Raw genomic sequence first — 18,029 nt, forward strand, 5'->3', positions numbered from 1 at the left:
TCAGCCTAACGAACTGGCCGCCGCCTCGTCTGCACCCGACTCCCCGGGGGATTCCGCCAGCCAGGCCAATCGGGTTTTCCGGCGGCGGCCGCGCAGTTGCACCTCGTCACCGGTGCGCCAATGGCGTTGTTCGGACTCGTCGGCGAAATACAGCGCACTGCTCGAGGCCAGTACCCGGCCCGGCTGTTCCTTCGCGAGTTCGGTCAATCGCGACGCCTCGTTCACCGGATCGCCGATCACGGTGTACTCGAAGCGATTCGCCGCGCCGATATTCCCGGCCACCGCCAGACCCGCCGAAACGCCCATTCCGATATCCAGCCCGGGCACCTCCTTGAGGGCTTCGCGCAGCTCACGAGCGGCGGACAGGGCCGCGGTCGGGGCATCCGGGCGATCCAGCGGCGCACCGAAGATGGCCAATGCGGCATCGCCCATGAATTTGTTGATCAGGCCGTGGTGCCGGTCGATGACATCCACCACGACGCGAAAGAACTCATTGAGCAGACTGACCACTTCGGTCGGCGGGCGTTCCGCCGCGGTCGCGGTCGAACCGACCATATCCACGAACAACACCGCCACGAACCGGGTTTCCCCGCCGAGTTCGGTGCCGTATTCCAGCGCCCGCCGCGCTACATCCTCGCCGACGTGCTGGCCGAATAATTCCTGGAGTTCGCGGCGCTTGGCCGCTTCGCCCATCATTCGGTTGAAGCCAACTTGCAGCAGCCCTATTTCGGAACCGTCGAAAACTTCCACCCGCACATCCCGCGCGCCTTCCTGCACGCGATCGATGGCCTGGCTGAGCTGGCGCACCGGATCGGAAATACTGGCCGCGGTGAGCATGGAAAGCGCCAGCGCCTGCATGATCACCACCCCGCACAACAGCAGAATCGAGACCGCCAGCGACTGCGCGGAAAACTGCACGCGCGCGGAAATCTGGGTGACGCACAGCAGCACGATGGCGATCACGGGGGCGAAAGTGCCCATGCCCCAGGTCATGGCCATCCGGGTGCCGACGCCCGGGGTGAGGGTGTGATCGAAGGCGCCGACCGTCAGCGCCTCGGCCGCGACCGGGCGCAGGATCCGCTCGCCGAGCATGTAGGTGAAGCCGAAAACGATGGTGGCGGCCATACATTCGGTGACGATCACCGCCGCCGCCAGCTCCGGGGTGCGCACGATGATGAGCGAGGCCAGCACGCTGCCGCCCAGAATCCACAGCACCAGGTGCACGATGGCCTGGCGCAGCGGGGCGTGCAGGGCGGCCATCTGCTCCTGGCGGCTGGGCGGGCCGCCGCGCACCTGCCAGCGCATCACCGGCCGCAGCATGAGCGCGGACGCGGACAGGCTCAGGATGCCGGCCACCACGAAGACCACACCCGGAATCAGCAATCCGGTCTGCTGGGTCGCGCTGGACTTGCCCTCCGGCACCGGCAGTCCGTACTGAATGAACGCCCACACCAGGACGGCACCGAAGGCATTGGCCGCGAGCATCGATGCGAGGTACAGCGGCCAGCGGGTTCGCATGGTCTGTTTGACCGCTTCCAGGGGCGCTGACACGATCACCAATCTAGCTTCCCGGCCGCTCCGAGGCGTCGGCGCGGATGAGCTGTGGAACGAGACTGCCCGGTATTAAGTTTCAGCCGTGCAGGGCGGCGATGGCCTTCTCGATGCGCCGCTGCCGCGTCTCCGGCTTCTTCGCGCTCTCGATGGCGTGCACATGCTCCCGCTTGCGGCTGTGTGCGAGCTTGTCGTAGGCGGCGCGGGCGGCCGGATCGGCGTTCAGCGCCGCGGCGAAGTCCGGGGGTTCGACGACCACGCGCGGTTCGGTGTCGAGTTGCACCTCGACCTCGACGTCCTCGCCGATCTCCACACCCGCGGCCTCGCGATTGGCCTTGCTCAGGCCGATCAGATGCCGGCCGCGCATGAGGGCGATCCGGCTCTTCCAGGAATGCCCGTTGATGGTGATCGTCACCGGCGGGCGCGCGCCCTCACCCAGCGCTTCCACTACTTCCGGCGGAACTTCCAGGCCCCGCATGGGCTCGGGCGGCTCGACGTGGGACCGAAACTTCATGACCTGCTCCTGTTCGATTCTCGGCGGAGGACTTACAACGATCTTGGACCAGCCGGGCCTCAGGCCCGCGTCTCCCACACGTAGCCGTCCGGATCGGCGAACGAGCCGATGCCGCTGTTCAGCACCAGACCGTGCGACCCGCTGCCCTCGATGGACACGCCCGCCTCCTTGGCGGCGGCCTTGCGCGGGTACAGCGCCAGCGTCACCGGCGAGCCTTCCTGTGCGAACTCGGCGTACTTGCCGCCGAAGCTCTTGGACGCGGTCAGCCCGCGCTTGGTATAGAACTGCTTGCTGGCCTTCACATCCGACACGCCCATCAGCAGCACCACGTCCTCGACCGCCCGGGTGAACGGCTCGGTGTCCTTCTTCTTGGAGGTGGCGATCTTCCAGATGGTGCCCTCCGGGGCCTGGATGACCGCGCTGTATCCCCACAGGCTCTTCTTCGCGGCCTTGAGCACCGTGAACCCGGCCTCCAGCGCGGTCCCGACCAGGCTGTCCACGGTGGAGGGCTGCGCGACCACCAGCGACAGGATGAACCCGCGGAACCCGGTGGCCGGCGCGGTCGCGGTGCGGAACCCGATCCGGTCCCCGAGCCCGAACGCGGTCTCGTAGATCGCGGCGGCGGCCTGCGGATCGGCCACCTCGAGCTGAACGTTGATGCCGGTGCTGATGTTCGCGTTGATTTCCATGCACATAAAGCTAGATTCGCGCCGCCCCGCTGCCATCCGTGCCGACCACGGAACCCACCACTGAGTCGTAACCTGCGTGCCACTCGGTGGCACGCCGGTCATGACAGGTGACAACTGATTTCGCCAGTTTCGGGGTAACTCGCCGGGGACGTCCTGAATGGATTCGGCTTCCAGCCGCCGGCACGCGTGCGACACCGCGAGCGGCTCTCAGCTGTGCGCGGAAGACGCGGAGAGGCGGAATGGCACAGTAGGCTCGGGCGCGTGAGCGAGGACGCGGGGGTATTACCGATCGGTACGCCGGAGGAGAAGGGGCGCCGGGACTCCGATGCCGTGCATCCGCTGGTGCGCAAATCCGCCGAATGGTCGTGGCGGTTGCTGCTGATCTTCGCAGCGGTGCTCGCGGTGGCGTATCTGGCGCAGCGGTTGTCCACGGTGACGATTCCCATGTCGATCGCATTGCTCGGGGCGGCGCTGCTGGCGCCGCTGGTGGACCTCATGCAGCGGCTGGGCGTGCCGCGGTCCATCGGCGTGTTCGTGGCGCTGATGGGATCGCTCGGGCTGCTCGCCGGGGTGATGACCTTCGTGATCGAGCAGTTCGTCACCGGTGTGCCGCAACTGTCGGACGAGTTCAAGACCTCGGTGCATCAGATTCAGGACTGGCTGATCAACGGGCCGCTGCACCTGAGCAACGAGCAGATCCGCAATGCCGGCGACACCATCGTCAAGACCATCGAGAACAATCAGGACACGCTGACCAGCGGTGCGCTCACCACCGCCACCGTGATCGGCGAATTCCTCACCGGCACCTTCCTGACGCTGTTCATCCTGATCTTCTTCCTCTACGGCGGGGATCAGATCTGGGCCTTCATCACCAAGGTCATCCCCAGCGCGCAGCGCGAAAAGGTGCGCACCGCGGGCAAACTCGGTTTCGGCACGCTCACCGGATTCGTGCGCGCCACCGTCATGGTGGCGGGCGTGGACGCCATCGGCATCGGTGCGGGCCTGGCGATTCTCAATGTGCCGCTGGCGCTTCCGCTGGCCTCGCTGGTCTTCATCGGCGCGTTCATCCCGATCATCGGCTCGTTCATCGCGGGCTCGGTGGCGGTGTTCATCGCGCTCATGACCAAGGGCCTGGTGACCGCGCTCATCGTGCTCGGCATCACCGTGGCGATCATGCAGCTGGAAGGCCATGTGCTGCAACCGTTGCTGCTCGGGCGGGCGGTGCGGATCCATCCGCTGGCGGTGGTGCTGGCCATCACCGCGGGCGTGGTGCTGGCCGGTATCGCGGGCGGTCTGCTCGCCGTGCCGTTCGTCGCGGTCCTCAATACCGCGATTCGCTCGCTGCTCGCGGACTCGCCCGAAGAGCTGTACCAGGACCTGCACACGGGGGATCCGCACAAACCCATGTTCAGCGCGGAACCCGACGAGGACCCCGATCCGGCGCGCTATCAGGTGCCGCTGCCCACCGGGGCGAGCGGCAAGGTCACCGAGGTAGGCAGCGCCGCCGCCCGCAAGACGGTCGCGGGGAGCGGGTCCGGCGGCAAACCGGCCCCGGCCGGATCCGGTGCGTCCGAGGTGAATCCTTCCGCCCCAACCCCTTCCGCCGCGGACGCCGCCGGTGACGACGCGGACTGAACCCGACTCCGACGATGCCGCCACGGCCCCGCTGTGGCGCGCCGCCCAGGCATTCCGGCTGGTCACGCTGATCTATGCGATCGGGCAGCAGTTCGCGTCGGTGCAGTACTACACCAATCAGCGGCTCAGCTGGATGTTCATCGCGCTCATGGCGGTGTGGTCGGGGGCTTCGGCACTGTTGTTGTCGCAGTGGCGGATCCGGCATCTCAAACGAGTGCGGACCATCGTTGTGCTCGGCGACCACCTCGTCGTCATCCTGCTGGTCTTCGCCACCCGGCTGGTCTCGGACTACGACTGGTACCACGGACATCAGACCCTGCCCACCACGCTGTGGGCCGCCAACGCCGTCATGTCGGCGGCCATCCTGTGGGGGCCGTTCGGCGGCGTCAGCTCCGGAATCCTGATCGCCGCCGCCATTCTCACCGCGCGTTCGCAATGGGGTTTCGACGTCTGGCGTGATGCCACCGTGCCGGTGCTGGTGTCGGTCGGCCTGGCCATCGGGCTCGCGGCCAATACCGCCCGGCGCGCCCACGAACAGCTGCAACGGGCCGTCCGGCTGACCGCCGCCGCCGAGGAACGGGAACGGCTGGCCCGCGAAGTGCACGACGGGGTGCTGCAGGTGCTCAGCTACATCAAACGGCGCGGCGGCGAAATCGGCGGGGCGACAGCCGAACTCGCGCAGCGGGCGGGCGAGCAGGAAGTGGCGTTGCGGGTGCTCATCTCCGAACAGGGCGGGCGCACCGAGACCGGCGGCGCGGAGGAGGATTTGCGGCCGCTGCTGACCGCGCAGGCCACGCCGTCGGTATTCGTCTCCACGCCCGGAGAACCGGTGCCGCTGGGCCGCTGGGAAGCCCGGGAAGCCGCCGCGGCGGTCGCGGCCGCCCTCGCCAATGTGGTGCAGCATGCCGGGCCGGGCGCGAAAGCCTATGTGCTGCTGGAGGATACCGGCGACGAGATCGTGATCAGCGTGCGCGACGACGGGCCCGGCATCCGGCCCGGGCGGCTCGCGGAAGCCGAAACCCAAGGCCGCATGGGGGTTTCGCGTTCCATCATGGGCCGGATCGCCGCGATCGGGGGTGAGGCGGCGCTGCTGTTCGAAGCCGAGGCGGCCGGGGACGACGAGGAGAGCCCCGGGGCGGAGTGGGAGTTCCGGATCCCGCGCACCTGAGCGGGTGGTCCGCGCCCGCGCCCGGGCGAGGGGCGAGAATGAGAGACGACGGCTGGAGGTGGAGATGTCCGAGGCGGACGAGCGGATTTCGATCATGGTGGTCGACGACCATCCGATCTGGCGCGATGGCGTGGCCCGGGACCTGGCCGAACACGGCTTCGACGTGGTCGCCACGGCCGACGGGGTCGGCGCCGCCGGGCGAAGGGCCGCGGCGGTGCAGCCCGCCGTCGTGCTCATGGACATGCAACTGCCCGACGGCAACGGGGCCGACGCCACCGCCGAAGTGCTGCGGGTATCCCCGCACAGCCGGGTGCTGGTGCTGTCCGCCTCCGCCGAACGCGACGATGTGCTCGACGCCATCAAGGCCGGGGCCATCGGCTATCTGGTGAAGAGTGCCTCCGCCACCGAACTCGTGGACGCCGTGCGCGCCACCGCCGCCGGACAGGCCGTGTTCACGCCCGGGCTGGCCGGGCTGGTGCTCGGGGAGTACCGGCGCATCGCCAGCGCCCCGCCCGAACGCGACGAACCGCATCGGCCGGCGCTCACCGAACGCGAGACCGAAGTGCTGCGCATGGTGGCGAAAGGGTTGTCCGCCAAGCAGATCGCCACGCGGATGAGCCTGAGCCATCGCACCGTGGAGAACCATGTGCAATCCACGCTGCGCAAACTGCAGCTCGGCAATCGCGTCGAATTGACCCGGTACGCCATCGAACAGGGACTGGAGTAGGGGGCCGGTTTCAGGGATTGCCCTGATGTGAATCCGCCCCGGTGCTCGCTAACCTCGAATCATGGGAGGTCCTGAATCTGTTTCCGGCCTCGAGACCGGCGCCGCCGTCATCGGCGACCGCGATCTACGGGTGTCGGATGTCGAACGCGAACACGTCGGACGGTTACTACAGCGCGCGGTCGGGCTGGGCATGCTGTCGCTGGGTGAATTCACCGAACGCATGGACACCGCACTGGCGGCCAAGACCCGCGGCGAACTCAATGCCGTACTGATCGATCTGCCCGGGGTCCGGCTCATCGGGCAGCCCGCGGCCGCGCCGCCGCGTTTCGTGCAGGCGCAGCGGGTGCCGCATCCGGGCGCACCCTCGAACGTGGTCCGGGCCTTCCTGTCCGGCGTCGAACGCAAAGGCGTCTGGCATGTGCCGCCGGTGCTGCAACTCGAGAACACCCTCTCCGGCGTGACCCTGGACTTCACCCAGGCCGTCATGTCCACCCAGGTGGTCGAGATCCGGGTGCGCAGCACCCTCAGCTCGCTCACCCTGGTGGTGCCGCCCGCGGCCACGGTGGACCTGAACAGCCTCAACCTCAACGGATCCAGCATCAACAACAAGGTGCGTACCGGTCCGCCCATGGGGCCGCTGCACCTGGTGGTGCACGGTCAGCTCTGGTTCGGGTCGGTCACCGCCAAGCACCCCTTCGGCACCCACTGGAAGCGTTTCCTCAACGGGGCATGAACCGCGACATCGGTAATCGCTTGCCGCGCTTGTGAACTCGGCGCGCCGCGACTCGTTGCCGATCTCACGTGAATCAGCCGCCGCGACACCGCGTCCGGCCGGGTATCGTCACCGCCATGGAGGACGTCACGGCAGATTCGATCCCGGCACCCTGGCATCGGATCGGCCAGGGCGAACCGCTGCTGCTCCTGCACGGCGTGGTGCTGACCTGGCAGTCCTGGCTCCCGGTCCTGGACGACCTGGCCGCCGACCACGACGTCCTCGCCGCCACCCTCCCCGGTCACTGGGGCGGTCCCGCGCCGAAACGTCCCGCCACCGTCGCCTCCCTCGCCGACTACATCGAAACCCTGCTCGACGAAACCGGTTGGGACACAGCCCATATCGCGGGCAATTCGCTCGGCGGCTGGCTGGCCCTGGAACTCGCCGCCCGCGGCCGCGCCCGCTCTGTGACCGCCCTCGCCCCCGCCGGACTCTGGGCCGATCCCTCCTCCGCGGCCTCCCTGATCCGCCGCTTCCGCGCCCTCGGCCCGCTGGTCGGCATCGACAGCGAACGTCCCTCGGCCATGCCCTCCATGATCCGCAGCCTGCTGCTGCCGCTGCTGGCCCACCGCCCCGCCGCCGTCGACCACCGCCTGGCCAAACTCATGACCGCCGCCACCACCAACTGTCTCGTCATCGACGACCTGGCCCACGACCCCGGCCTACCCGCCGGTTTCACCGCCCTGGACGACCTCCCCATACCGGTCACCATCCTCATGCCGGAATACGACCGCGTCCTCCCACCCCACCTCTACGCCCCCCTCACCAGCACCCCCACCCGCGAGGTCCACCACCTCGACGGCGTCGGCCACGTCCCCATGCTGGAAACCCCCGACCGCGTCACCGCCGCCATCCGCTCCACCGTGGCCCGCGCCGCTGCCGCTCGGTCCGCCTGACGGGCTCCCACCTGGTCGATTCGCGTAGGAATCGACCACCACCCGGGTGTTTCTACTCATCCCTCCGCCCCCGCTCGGCGGACAGGATGACCAGCATGAATACCGCCCTCGATCCCCGCTTGATCGCACGGCTGTCGACCGAATTCACGTCGCTCAGCCACACCATGAGCGTCCTCGGCCGTGATCTCGATGTACTGCGCGATCAGGTCGTCGCCGAAAGCACCCGCACCGCGACCCCGCCCACCCCCGCCCCGGAGGTGGGCGGTTCCGCGCGCCCAGCCGCCTGGAACCCCTTCGAAACCGGTCAGCCTCTCCCGGCCGGACCGGGACAGCCTGACCGCGCACCCACCGGCGGAATGCCGGGTGGTCCCGTGCAGACCGGGCCGGCCGTGGCCGGACATGTGGGGACGGCCGGACAGCCCACCCAGGCCGGACAGCCCACCCAGGCCGGGCAGGCCGGGCAGGCCGGTTCTCCATCCGCCGCAATGGGTCACCCGGGGGTTCGGCCCGGGGCGGCTGGGGTCGTGCCGCCCGCCGCGCCCGCTTGGGGCGGAACTCCCGCCACGCCGGTTCCCAGCGGAACTCCCGCCACGCCGGTTCCCGGCGGGTTCCCGGCCGGCGGGGCGCCGATGCCGGGTGCGGGGGCGTGGTTGCCGCCTGGTGGTGTGGATCCGCGATACGTGCCGGGGATGAATCGGGCGAATTACGGTGCTATGGCGCCGGTTTCGCTGCGGCGGCAGGTGCCGGGGCGGGCTCCGCGGACGCCGTGGTGGCAGCGGGAAGGGGTGATCAGCCGGGTGCTGGCCGTTGCCGGTGTCGGGGTCACCTTGATCGGTGTGGTGATGTTGCTGGTGCTGGCCGCGCAGGCGGGGTTCTTCGGACCGGTGCCGAGAGTTGTTGCCGGGGCTGTTTTCTCGGGTGCGCTGGTCGCCGTGGCGACGCGGGTGCACGGGCGGGCCGGGGGACAGGTGGGGGCGATCGCGTTGGCGGCTACGGGTATCGCTGGGGGATATCTCGATGTCGTCGCGATGACTTCCTTCTATGGGTGGCTGAATCCCGTTGTGGGGTATGTGGTTGCGCTGGGGATCGCGGCCGGGGGTGTGGCTTTGGCCATGCGATGGAAGTCCGAGGCGCTGGCCGTGCTGGTGGTGCTGGGGGCGGCGCTGCTATCGCCGGCCGTGACCACCGAGCTGGCGTTGCTCGCGTTCCTGATCGTGCTCCAGATTGCCGCGCTCCCTGTGCAGTTGGTGCGGGACTGGCCGTATCTGCACATCGTGCGGACCGTTCCGGCCGCGCTCGCCACGTTCGTCGCGGTGGTGGCCACGGCATTGGATTCGTCGACCGCGATCGAGCGGAATCAGGTGCTGGCCGCGGCGGTCGCGGTCGCCGTCGTGGGCTTGGCGGGAACCGTGCTGGTGGTGCGCCGGCGGCCTACGGACAACACGGCGAGCTTCACCTTCGGGGCGGCCACCGTTCCGCTGCTGGCGGCTCCGACGCTGTTCCAGGCGCATACCGGTGCGATCGTCTCGGGTGTGTTCGCGGCGGTGCTGCTCGCCGTCGCGGCGCTGCCTTGGGTTCCGAAACTCGGTGGGCTGGTGCGTATTCCGGCGCATCTGGCGGTGGCTTCCGCAGTGGCGGGAGCCTGCGCGCTGCTGGAAACCTGCCTCGGCGTGACCACGGTGCGGACCTTGGCCATCGCGCTGTTCCTGGTGGCGAGCGGTTTCCTGGCCGTGGGCGGCCAGCAGCGCTCGCGGGTGGCCGCGGCGCTCGGCGCGGCGTTCCTGGTGCTCGGCGGCATGGTGTTCCTGAGCAATGCCACACCGGCGATGCTCGCCGACAAGAGCACCGCGCAAGCGCATCTGAGCATCGCGACCGCCCTCGCGGCGATCGCCGCGCTCGCCACGCTGGGCGCCGCGTTCCGGTGCGCCCGCCGCCTCGGCCTCGCCGATCGCGAATCCGATGTGGCCGCCGTGGCGGTGGTCGCCGGGCTGGCCGCGCTCTACGCCCTTACCGCCCTGACGGTTTCGCTCGGCATCGCCACCGGTAACCCGGACGGCTTCCTGGCGGGCCACGGCATCGCCACCATCGCGTGGATGGCGACCGCGACCACCGCGCTCCTGTACGGCCTGCGCCGCCTGGCCCGAACCCCGCAGTCCGCCAAGGTCTCCCTGGCCGCCGGTCTGCTGCTGACCGCCGCCGCCCTGGCCAAACTGTTCCTGTTCGACCTGGCGACCCTGGACGGCCTGGTCCGCGCGGGCGCCTTCCTGGTGGTCGGCGTCCTGCTCCTCGTGGTGGGCACCCGCTACGCGCGAGCCTTCGCCGAAGCGGCCGACAGCCAGGCTCCTTCGCACTGATCCCCAGCACACAACAGCCTGGGGATAACCACCGGAAGTGCCAACCGGCACGAACAGCGAAAGGCCCCGCTGGGATTTTCCCAGCGGGGCCTTTCGCGTTCGAATCGTGAAGCTCGGCTAGTCGTGGTTCTGACGACGGAGCAGTTCGTTCACGCTGACCGTACGGCCTTCACCACCACGGTGTTTGCCCTCGTCGTCGGTCTTCTCGGGCCTGCGGCGGGCCGAGCGCAGATCGGACATCCACTGCTCGATATTGCTGCTGCGCCCGCCCTGCGGAGCATCGTCCACGGAGTGATGCGTCGGATGATGCTCCGTCGCATCCCCTTCCACCGGCTCCTGAGCCGCGACCGGTTCCGTCTCGGGACTCGAATCCTGGCTCGCGATCGGCCTCGGCGCCGGATGCTGACCGCGACTCGGCAGCGGGCTCTGGCCCGGCCGCGCCGCCTGGTTCGCACTCTGACCTTGGCTCGGAGCCTGGTTCGGGCTCTGCTCCGGAACCGGGTTCGACGCCGGCACCTGGCTCTGCCCTTCGCCCGCAGGCGGATTCGGCTGATAAAGCTGCGCGCGCGTCGCCGGATGCGGCGGCACCTTCATCGACGGCGGCGGCAGCACGCGCTCCGCACCGATCGGCTTCGGGGCGTCGGACTCGGTCGAATCCTGTTGCGGCGCGGGCGGCTGCGAGATCGACGGCAGCGGGCTGGGGCGCCCGGCCGCGCCGCTGTTCGGGCGGATGGACGGCTTGTTGTTCGCAGGCGGAGTTCCGAGCAACGAGACCGGCCCGCCGGACGGCGTCACTGGCCCACCGGGCGGCGTCGGCTGCTCCGTCTCCGGCGCGAACGCCCCATCGCCGCCGCGGGTCGTCGCGGCATCCGCACCACCCTCCGCCGGGCGAACCGAGCCACCAGGCGTTCCGAGTCCGGACGGTGTGAAGGCCCCGTCGGTCGCACGATCGCGGCCACCGGAACCACCGGCCGCGGGACCGAACCCGCTCACACCACCGGCATCGGTGCCGAAGCCACCCGCACCGCTCGACGCCGGACCGAGGTCACTTGTACCGCTCGGCGCGGAGCCGAAACCGGTCGCACTGCTGGATGCGGGGCCGAAGCCACTCGCATCGCCGGTCGCGGAGCCGAAACCCTTTGCGCCGCCGGTGGAGCCGAATCCGGCGGGCCCGGCGGACGTCGGTCCGAGGCCCGGGTTCGCCGAATCTCCCGCAGGGGAACCGAATCCGCTCTTGCGGTCGGGATCTGCCGGGGCGGAGACGTTTTCGGGCTTGGGCGGGGTCGGGGCGGGGGTGGTCGACGAGATCACCGGGATGGTCGGCGCCGCGTCGGCGATGCGCTGGGTGGGCGCTTCGCTGTCCACGGTGCGGACCGGGCGCGGTTTGCGGGCCGGGCGGGCCGGGGTGGAACCGTCGGCCAGCATCGGGATCTGCATGGTGACCGGGTCGGTGACCGGGGTGGTCTTGACCAGGTCGACGACCTCTTCGTTGCCGGGGCGCTCATCGTCGAGGATGGGCTCGCCGAGCCCGATCTTCTGCTGGATCTTCTTCATCCAGGCCGGCGCCCACCAGCAGTCGTCGCCGAGCAGCTTCATGGTGGCGGGCACCAGCAGCATGCGCAGCACGGTCGCGTCGATGAACAGCGCCGCCACCATGCCGTAGGCGATGTACTGCATCATCACCAGATCGGAGAAGGCGAACGCACCCGTGACGACGAGCAGGATCAAAGCGGCCGCGGTGATGATCCGCCCGGTCTGGGCGGTTCCCGCGCGCACCGCCTCGGTGGTGCTCGCGCCCTGGGTGCGCGCTTCGACCATGCGGGACAACAGGAATACCTCGTAGTCCACGGATAGGCCGTAGATGATCGCGATGATCAGCACCAGCACCGGCGCGGTGATCGGCTGCGGCGTGAAGTTCAGCAGCGACGCCCCGTGCCCGTCGATGAAGATCCAGGTCAGGATGCCGAGCGTGGAGCCGAGGCCGAGCGCGCTCATCAGCGCGGCCTTAAACGGCAGCACCAGCGAACCGAAGGTCAGGAACATCAGGATGGTGGTGACCAGCAGAACGATGCCGATCATCCACGGCATGCGATCGAGCAGCGTGTCGAGGCTGTCCATCTGCATGGCCGGCTGACCGGTGACCAGCACCTCCGCGCCGTCCGGTACCTCCATCGACCGCAGATAGTCGATGGTCGCCTCCGGATGCGCGCTGTCCTCGACGGTCGCGTCGGAGACCCACACGTTGGAACCGTTCGGCGGCTTGGCCGGAATGCCGAACTGCGCGTTCTTCACCAGCCCCGGAGCCTGATTGGCCTCGGTCAGGATCGGCCCGATATCGCGCGAATTGTCGGTGATGATGACCAGCTGCACCGGATCGGACTTGCGCAGCGGGAACGTCTCGTCGAAGTGCTGCTGCGCCAATCGCACCGGATTGTCCGGCGGCAGATAGGTTTCCGAGATACCGCCGAACTGCAGGTTCTTCACCGGAATGATGAGCAGCAGCAGCCCGATGGTGAGCGGGATCGCGACCTTGAGCGGATGCTTCATCACCCACGCGGTGAGCTTGCCCCAGAAGCCGGCCTCGACCTCTTCGGCCGTCTTGGTCTTGCGAATCCACTTGAGGCTCAGGCTGTCCACGCGCGGACCGAGAATCGCCAGCAGGGCCGGCAGCACGGTCAGTGAGGTGATCATGGCCAGCAGCACCGCGGCGATGGTGCCGTAGGCGACGGACTTGAGGAAGCCCTGCGGGAACAGCAGCATGCCCGCACTGGCCGCGATGATCATGGTGGCCGAGGAGCTCACCGTGCGCCCGGCGGTCATCACCGACCGGCGCACGGCCGCTTTCGTGTCATAGCCTTCTGCTAATTCCTCGCGGAACCGGCTGACTATGAACAGGCCGTAGTCGATGGCCAGACCCAAGCCGATCATCGACACCACGGCCGAGACGAACGAGTTCACCTCGGTGTACTTGGTCAGCGCCATGATCATGCCGTTGGCGGCGATGATGGTCAGGCCGCCGATGATCAAAGGCAGTGCGGCGGCCACGATTCCGCCGAAGATGAAGAACAGCAGCACCGCCACGGCGGGCAGCGCGATCAGCTCCATGCGCTTGACGTCGCTGGCGATGGTGTTGTTCAGCGTGTACGCGACCGGTTGCAGACCACCGACCTCGACTTTCACGCCCGGAATGGCGAAGGCGTTCTGGACCGCGCCATACGCCGCCAGCATTTCGGTGTCGTTATTGCCGTTGAGCGCGACCGTCGCGAACGCGCTCTTGCGATCGGGGCTGACCGCCTGCGCGACCTGCTGACCCGTCTCGGTCTTCCACGGCGCGACATTGACCTTGGTGATCTGCGGGTAGTTCTTCGGCAGCGAGTTGAGGCTGTCGATGATCTTCTGATTCCACGCCGGATCATCCACGGTCTGCCCGTCGGGTGCGGTGTACAGCAGCACCACGTCACTGTTGTGGTCGCGGGTGTACACCGAATCCTTGAGCACCGCAGCCTGTGTCGACTCCGAATTCGGATCGAACCATCCGCTGGAGCTGAGGTGGTTTTCTACTCCCAGCCCGAAATATCCGAGTGAGAGCAAAGCAGCCACCGTCACCCCCAAGACGGTGTAGCGCAGCTTGTAGACCAGGTCGCCCCAGCGGGTGAACACTAAGCGACTCCTTGAGCGGGGCGGGAGGTGAGCAGTGCCGACAGCGGCCGGAACGGCTGCAGCCATGCTCCCTCGTCGGGCAGCGAATCGAGGCTCACCCTGGGCAGCGGTTCACGGAACACGCCCGGGATGTCCTCGAGATCGATGAACTCGAGAATATCCGACGTGACCGCCCAGCTCGCGTGCTCGCGGAATCCGAGCACTTGAACGGGGATTCCCGTACTGGCGATCTCTTCGAGCGGTGCGCGGAATGCCTGCCCGTCGGCGGAGGCGACCATGATGCCGGCCAGCCCCGCCCCACGGCGGCGTAGCTCGATATGGGCCAGCATATCGTTGTCGACGTCGGAATCTTCGTCGATTTTGGGTTTTGCGAAGACGGCGTAGCCGACATTGCGCAGCGCTTCCACCCAGGGCCGCACCACATCCGCGGTGCCGGGGGCGATATTGGTGAAAACGGTGGCTTCGGGTTCGACCCGGGTGACGCTGCCGACCGACAATTCGGCGGTGCGGGCCAGCAGCCAACGGCCGAGGGCGTCGAAACGCGGTCGGTAGGCGGCGGTGGGGCGGCCGCCGAGGATGGCGCCGAGGCCCATATCGAGGTTCGGCGCATCCCAGACCAGTAGGACGCGGCGCACGTCGGTATTGCTGCCGCCGAGGGCCGGAGTGCCTGTTAGTTCCGCCGACGAGGAGGTGCCGTGCATTATTTCGGCAACATCCGCGACCTCGCGGGCCATTTCACTGACGCTCATGATTCGATCTTCCCCCAGATGAACTCGGTGATGGCGCTGCCCGCGCTGAGTCCTTTTCTTTCGAACTTGGTAATCGGACGTTCAAAACCGATCGGTGCGTTTTCGCGATAGGCCTCCGGATCACCACCGGTGGCTTCATTCATGCCGATGAACTGGGATTCTCCCTTACCCACCTCGGCAATCCACTCCGCGTAATCGGCGTGGTCCGTGGCGACATGCAACACGCCGCCCGGCCGCAGCCGACTCGCGATCAAAGACAGGGTGGCGGGCTGCAACAGCCGCCGCTTGTGATGACGCGCCTTCGGCCACGGGTCCGGGAAGAACACTCGGACGCCCGTCAGCGATTCGGGAGCAATCATATTTTCCAGGACATCCACGGCATCGCCGCGCAGCAGCCGAATATTGTCGATGCCTTCGCGTTCCACCCGCTGCACCAGCTGCGCCAGGCCCGGCCGGTACACCTCGATGCCGATCAGATTGAACTGCGGCTCGGCCTGCGCCATGGCCGCCGTCGCCGTGCCGGTGCCGCAGCCGATCTCGATGATCAGCGGGGCCGAACGCCCGAACCAGGCGTCGGCATCCAGCTTGTCGTCCGATACGTCCCGGCCGATGACCGGCCACATCCGGTCCCAGGCCGCCTCCTGCGTCGCCGAGATGGCGCCGCGGCGGGAGCGGAAACTGGTGACCCGGGGGAAGAGCCGGTGCCCGGTCGGGTGATCGGCGTCACCGGCGGCGTCGGCGGACCCCGCCCCGGGAACTGGCTCGGCAGTGTGGTTCGCGGCGTCGTTCACGGCGTCCATTGTCCAGTATTGGATGATTAGCGCAGCAATCGACCACGCGATGCGGGATGCGCCTGCGGTCAGGCCGCCAGCTCCGTCGTCTCCCCGGGGACCTGCGCGGACGCCTGCCGCAGGGGGCGGCCGAGCGTGACTCGCATTGCGGTAGTTGCCATTTCCACCATGCTGCGCCACTGGGCCGGAGCCAATGCTACCGACCAGACAGTCTTGGTTGTGGGTTCTGTGAGAGTTTTGCCGGCGATCCGATCGGCCAGCCAATCCAGGCTCAGCGGGGTCGACAGGGGCAGCAGCGAGAAGTGTTCGCTCAGCCGATCGCGCAGGTACCAGACCGACGCGCCGCCCGCGCGATAGCGCTCCACCTGACCGTCGATGCCCGCGACCGGAATGACCTGATCGTTGACCGGCTGCACCACCAGCACCGGGCAGGCCGGGGTGGAATTGCCGAGGCGGATGTCGTCGAACATGGGCTCCAGCCGGGGCAGGATCTCCGCCAGCGGGCGCTGCAGGTAGTCGTCCATGCGCCGGCCGACCAGCAGCGGCAGCACCGCGATCGGGCCCATGCTCTGCGCGCGCTCCAGCAGCCGGTGGCCCGCCTCGGTGAGGTCCTCGCGCATCACCTCGGCCAGTTGCGGGTAGATCCGGCGCAGCGCGGCGATCACGATGGCCGGGAAGCCCGCGAACAGGCCGCCGTCGAGACTCAGGAACACCTCGCGCGGATCGCCGACCGGCGCGCCCAGCACCGCGCCCACGATATTCAGCTCCGGCGCGTACTCGGGAGCCATCTCCACCGCCCACGAACTGGCCATGCCGCCACCGGAATAACCCCAGACGGCGACCTTGGTGTCCGGGCGCAGGCTCAGCGGGGCGAAACGCAGGGCGGCGCGCACGCCGTCCAGGGCGCGATAGCCGGGTTCGCGGGCGGCGCCGAAATTGCCGTGCGGCCCTTCGTGATCCGCGATGCTCACCGCCCAGCCGCGGCGCAGGGCATTGGCCACCAGGATCCATTCCAGCTGGGTGATGGAGCCGGGCGCGAGCGCCCCTCGCCGCAGGGCATACGACGGCGCGCAGCGGTCGGTGACCGCGTCCATGGCGGACTGGAAGGCCAGCAGCGGCCGATCCGGGTCCGGCTCAGCGCCTTTCGGCAGCAGCACGGTGGTGATGGCCACCTCGGCGCGGCCGTTCAGGTCGGTGGAGCGGTACAGCAGCTGCCATGCGGTGACCTGCTGCGGGACCACGCCGAACAGCGCCACCTCCACTTCGCGGCTGCGCAGGACGGTGCCGGGCACGTGCGCGGCGAAGCCGGCGGGGGCGCGCAGGAAGGGATCCAGGCTGGGCGGCAGCGGGCGCTCGTCACCGAATTCGGCCGCGGCGGCCGACCACGAGTCGTACTCCCGTCCGGCGTCCCGGTTCCCGCGCACGCTGTGCCCGATCGCGCTGAAGGCGATGCTGCCCGCCGTGCCGCGCACCGGCCGCACCGCTTCGGTGTGCTGTCCGGAACGGTATGCGGCGGGGTCCGCCTCCCCGTATCCGATGACGTCGGCATTGACGCTCATCGCAGCCTCCCTGCTCAGCTCGCGGGCAGGGCCGGACCGGATGGAGCCGAACGCTGACGCCGCGTATCGGCGCACTTGCCGACCGGATCAAAACGGTAGGTGAATTCCGGGTACATGTGAAGAGCTGTTGCACCGAATTGTGCTGTCGCACAGGTGGACCGCGAACGCACAGTCACCACGCACATCCGGTGAGCTGACCTGCGGTCATGCCGAATCCGAATCTCCACCCACCCGTGCCCGCGACCATTAGGCTGCCGCTGTGCCGCCAGGGCGATCCCCGCGCATCCAGGTCACCGGCCGCGCCCGCGCAGGCAAAACCACCATCCGAACTGCACTGTCCCTCATCTCTGCCGAGGAAACGCCTCCGGTCGACCGGCCCGGGCAACCCAACCCACCCCTCGACGCCGACCTCTTCCTCTATGTCCTCCCCGGCAGCCTGCAACCCGCGGACCGAGACCTCCTGGAATCCCTCCCGCGCGCCCGCACCCTTGTCCTACTCAACAAGGCCGATTCCATCGGAATCCACTGCCGCGAGGCCGCCGTCGCCGCCGAAAACCATTCCGCCACACTGTCTCTCCCCGTTTACCCGACCATCGCCGACCTGGCCGCCCGCACCCGCGCGGGCATCCTCACCCCCGCCGACCTCCACACCCTGCGCACCCACCGCGACCACATCGACCCCGCCTTCGCCCTCACCCCCGACCGCTTCACCCATCCCGCCATCGGCCCCGACGCCCCTGCCCGCCGCACCCTCCTCGACCGCTGGGGACTGCTCGCCATCACCTACGCCCTGGCCGCCCTCCGCCACGCCCCGGCGCTGGACGCCCGCGCGGTCGTCCAGATCCTCCACTGCGCCAGCGGAATCGACCCTGTCCACCAGCATCTCCACCGTCTCTACCAGGAGGTATCCCTCGAACTACGGGGCGAAGCAAGCCAACTGGGCGTGGAGAACGAATGAGTATCG

Annotated in this window: 14 protein-coding genes; 7 read left to right on the forward strand and 7 right to left on the reverse strand. The window is 68.6% G+C overall.

The features are described 5' to 3' along the window. The 3 genes from LTV02_RS32660 to LTV02_RS32670 form a co-directional block, all read right to left on the reverse strand. A complete protein-coding gene (locus LTV02_RS32660; RefSeq protein ID WP_233041794.1) occupies positions 1-1,518 on the reverse strand; it encodes an adenylate/guanylate cyclase domain-containing protein in 1,518 nt (505 codons plus the stop codon). Positions 1,519-1,630: 112 nt separating this feature from the next. Beyond that, complete coding sequence (locus LTV02_RS32665; protein WP_067720748.1) at positions 1,631-2,065, reverse strand: YdeI/OmpD-associated family protein; 435 nt, start codon at positions 2,063-2,065, stop codon at positions 1,631-1,633. 59 nt (positions 2,066-2,124) lie between these two features. Then, on the reverse strand, positions 2,125-2,754 hold the full coding sequence (locus LTV02_RS32670) for a VOC family protein (RefSeq protein WP_233035518.1): 630 nt from the start codon (positions 2,752-2,754) through the stop codon (positions 2,125-2,127). 261 nt (positions 2,755-3,015) lie between these two features. Here LTV02_RS32670 and LTV02_RS32675 point away from each other — a divergent pair, with 261 nt between their 5' ends. The 6 genes from LTV02_RS32675 to LTV02_RS32700 all read left to right on the forward strand — a co-directional run bounded on the left by LTV02_RS32675 (position 3,016) and on the right by LTV02_RS32700 (position 10,306). Continuing rightward, positions 3,016-4,389 (forward strand): AI-2E family transporter, encoded by a 1,374-nt coding sequence (locus LTV02_RS32675; RefSeq protein WP_233035519.1) that lies wholly within the window; start codon positions 3,016-3,018, stop codon positions 4,387-4,389. Then, positions 4,373-5,557: a MacS family sensor histidine kinase gene (gene macS, locus LTV02_RS32680; protein ID WP_233035520.1), complete on the forward strand. Its 1,185-nt coding sequence runs from the start codon at positions 4,373-4,375 to the stop codon at positions 5,555-5,557. The genes LTV02_RS32675 and macS overlap by 17 nt, the downstream gene beginning before the upstream one ends. Positions 5,558-5,621: 64 nt before the next feature. After that, positions 5,622-6,284 (forward strand): response regulator, encoded by a 663-nt coding sequence (locus LTV02_RS32685; RefSeq protein ID WP_067720750.1) that lies wholly within the window; start codon positions 5,622-5,624, stop codon positions 6,282-6,284. Positions 6,285-6,393: 109 nt separating this feature from the next. Further along, the gene (locus LTV02_RS32690; RefSeq protein ID WP_233041795.1) at positions 6,394-7,017 is read left to right on the forward strand and encodes a DUF1707 SHOCT-like domain-containing protein; all 624 of its coding nucleotides are present in this window, start codon (positions 6,394-6,396) and stop codon (positions 7,015-7,017) included. Between the two features lie 116 nt (positions 7,018-7,133). After that, positions 7,134-7,952 carry an alpha/beta fold hydrolase gene (locus tag LTV02_RS32695; RefSeq protein ID WP_233035521.1) on the forward strand — a complete coding sequence of 273 codons (819 nt, stop codon included), beginning with the start codon at positions 7,134-7,136 and terminating at the stop codon, positions 7,950-7,952. Between the two features lie 95 nt (positions 7,953-8,047). Next, the gene (locus LTV02_RS32700; protein ID WP_233035522.1) at positions 8,048-10,306 is read left to right on the forward strand and encodes a DUF2339 domain-containing protein; all 2,259 of its coding nucleotides are present in this window, start codon (positions 8,048-8,050) and stop codon (positions 10,304-10,306) included. A 117-nt stretch (positions 10,307-10,423) separates the two neighbouring features. Here the strand turns inward: LTV02_RS32700 and LTV02_RS32705 are convergent, their stop codons facing one another. Genes LTV02_RS32705 through LTV02_RS32720 form a run of 4 tightly spaced genes read right to left on the reverse strand, consistent with a single transcriptional unit; the run spans position 10,424 to position 17,065 of the window. Further along, entirely contained in the window at positions 10,424-13,966 is a 3,543-nt protein-coding gene (locus LTV02_RS32705; RefSeq protein ID WP_233035523.1) for an MMPL family transporter, read from the reverse strand. Continuing rightward, positions 13,966-14,715 carry an NYN domain-containing protein gene (locus LTV02_RS32710; RefSeq protein ID WP_233035524.1) on the reverse strand — a complete coding sequence of 250 codons (750 nt, stop codon included), beginning with the start codon at positions 14,713-14,715 and terminating at the stop codon, positions 13,966-13,968. The genes LTV02_RS32705 and LTV02_RS32710 overlap by 1 nt, the downstream gene beginning before the upstream one ends. Further along, the gene (gene trmB / locus LTV02_RS32715; protein WP_067720753.1) at positions 14,712-15,515 is read right to left on the reverse strand and encodes a tRNA (guanosine(46)-N7)-methyltransferase TrmB; all 804 of its coding nucleotides are present in this window, start codon (positions 15,513-15,515) and stop codon (positions 14,712-14,714) included. Before trmB ends, LTV02_RS32710 begins: the two co-directional genes overlap by 4 nt. Positions 15,516-15,574: 59 nt before the next feature. Next, positions 15,575-17,065, reverse strand: a complete 1,491-nt coding sequence (locus LTV02_RS32720; protein ID WP_233035525.1) for a lipase family protein — start codon at positions 17,063-17,065, stop codon at positions 15,575-15,577. Between the two features lie 259 nt (positions 17,066-17,324). Between LTV02_RS32720 and LTV02_RS32725 the strand changes: the two genes are divergently transcribed. Further along, positions 17,325-18,023, forward strand: a complete 699-nt coding sequence (locus LTV02_RS32725) for a hypothetical protein (protein ID WP_233035526.1) — start codon at positions 17,325-17,327, stop codon at positions 18,021-18,023. Positions 18,024-18,029: the final 6 nt, after the last annotated feature.

It is taken from the genome of Nocardia yamanashiensis (assembly GCF_021183565.1).
GTDB lineage: Bacteria > Actinomycetota > Actinomycetes > Mycobacteriales > Mycobacteriaceae > Nocardia > Nocardia yamanashiensis.

Excerpts from the sequence above, each read along its gene's own strand:
- LTV02_RS32660 (WP_233041794.1), bottom strand. The coding sequence starts at position 1,518 with ATGCGAACCCGCTGGCCGCTGTACCTCGCATCGATGCTCGCGGCCAAT.
- LTV02_RS32665 (WP_067720748.1), bottom strand. The coding sequence starts at position 2,065 with ATGAAGTTTCGGTCCCACGTCGAGCCGCCCGAGCCCATGCGGGGCCTG.
- LTV02_RS32670 (WP_233035518.1), bottom strand. The coding sequence starts at position 2,754 with ATGGAAATCAACGCGAACATCAGCACCGGCATCAACGTTCAGCTCGAG.
- LTV02_RS32685 (WP_067720750.1), top strand. The coding sequence starts at position 5,622 with ATGTCCGAGGCGGACGAGCGGATTTCGATCATGGTGGTCGACGACCAT.
- LTV02_RS32695 (WP_233035521.1), top strand. The coding sequence starts at position 7,134 with ATGGAGGACGTCACGGCAGATTCGATCCCGGCACCCTGGCATCGGATC.
- LTV02_RS32700 (WP_233035522.1), top strand. The coding sequence starts at position 8,048 with ATGAATACCGCCCTCGATCCCCGCTTGATCGCACGGCTGTCGACCGAA.
- LTV02_RS32710 (WP_233035524.1), bottom strand. The coding sequence starts at position 14,715 with ATGAGCGTCAGTGAAATGGCCCGCGAGGTCGCGGATGTTGCCGAAATA.
- trmB (WP_067720753.1), bottom strand. The coding sequence starts at position 15,515 with ATGGACGCCGTGAACGACGCCGCGAACCACACTGCCGAGCCAGTTCCC.
- LTV02_RS32720 (WP_233035525.1), bottom strand. The coding sequence starts at position 17,065 with ATGAGCGTCAATGCCGACGTCATCGGATACGGGGAGGCGGACCCCGCC.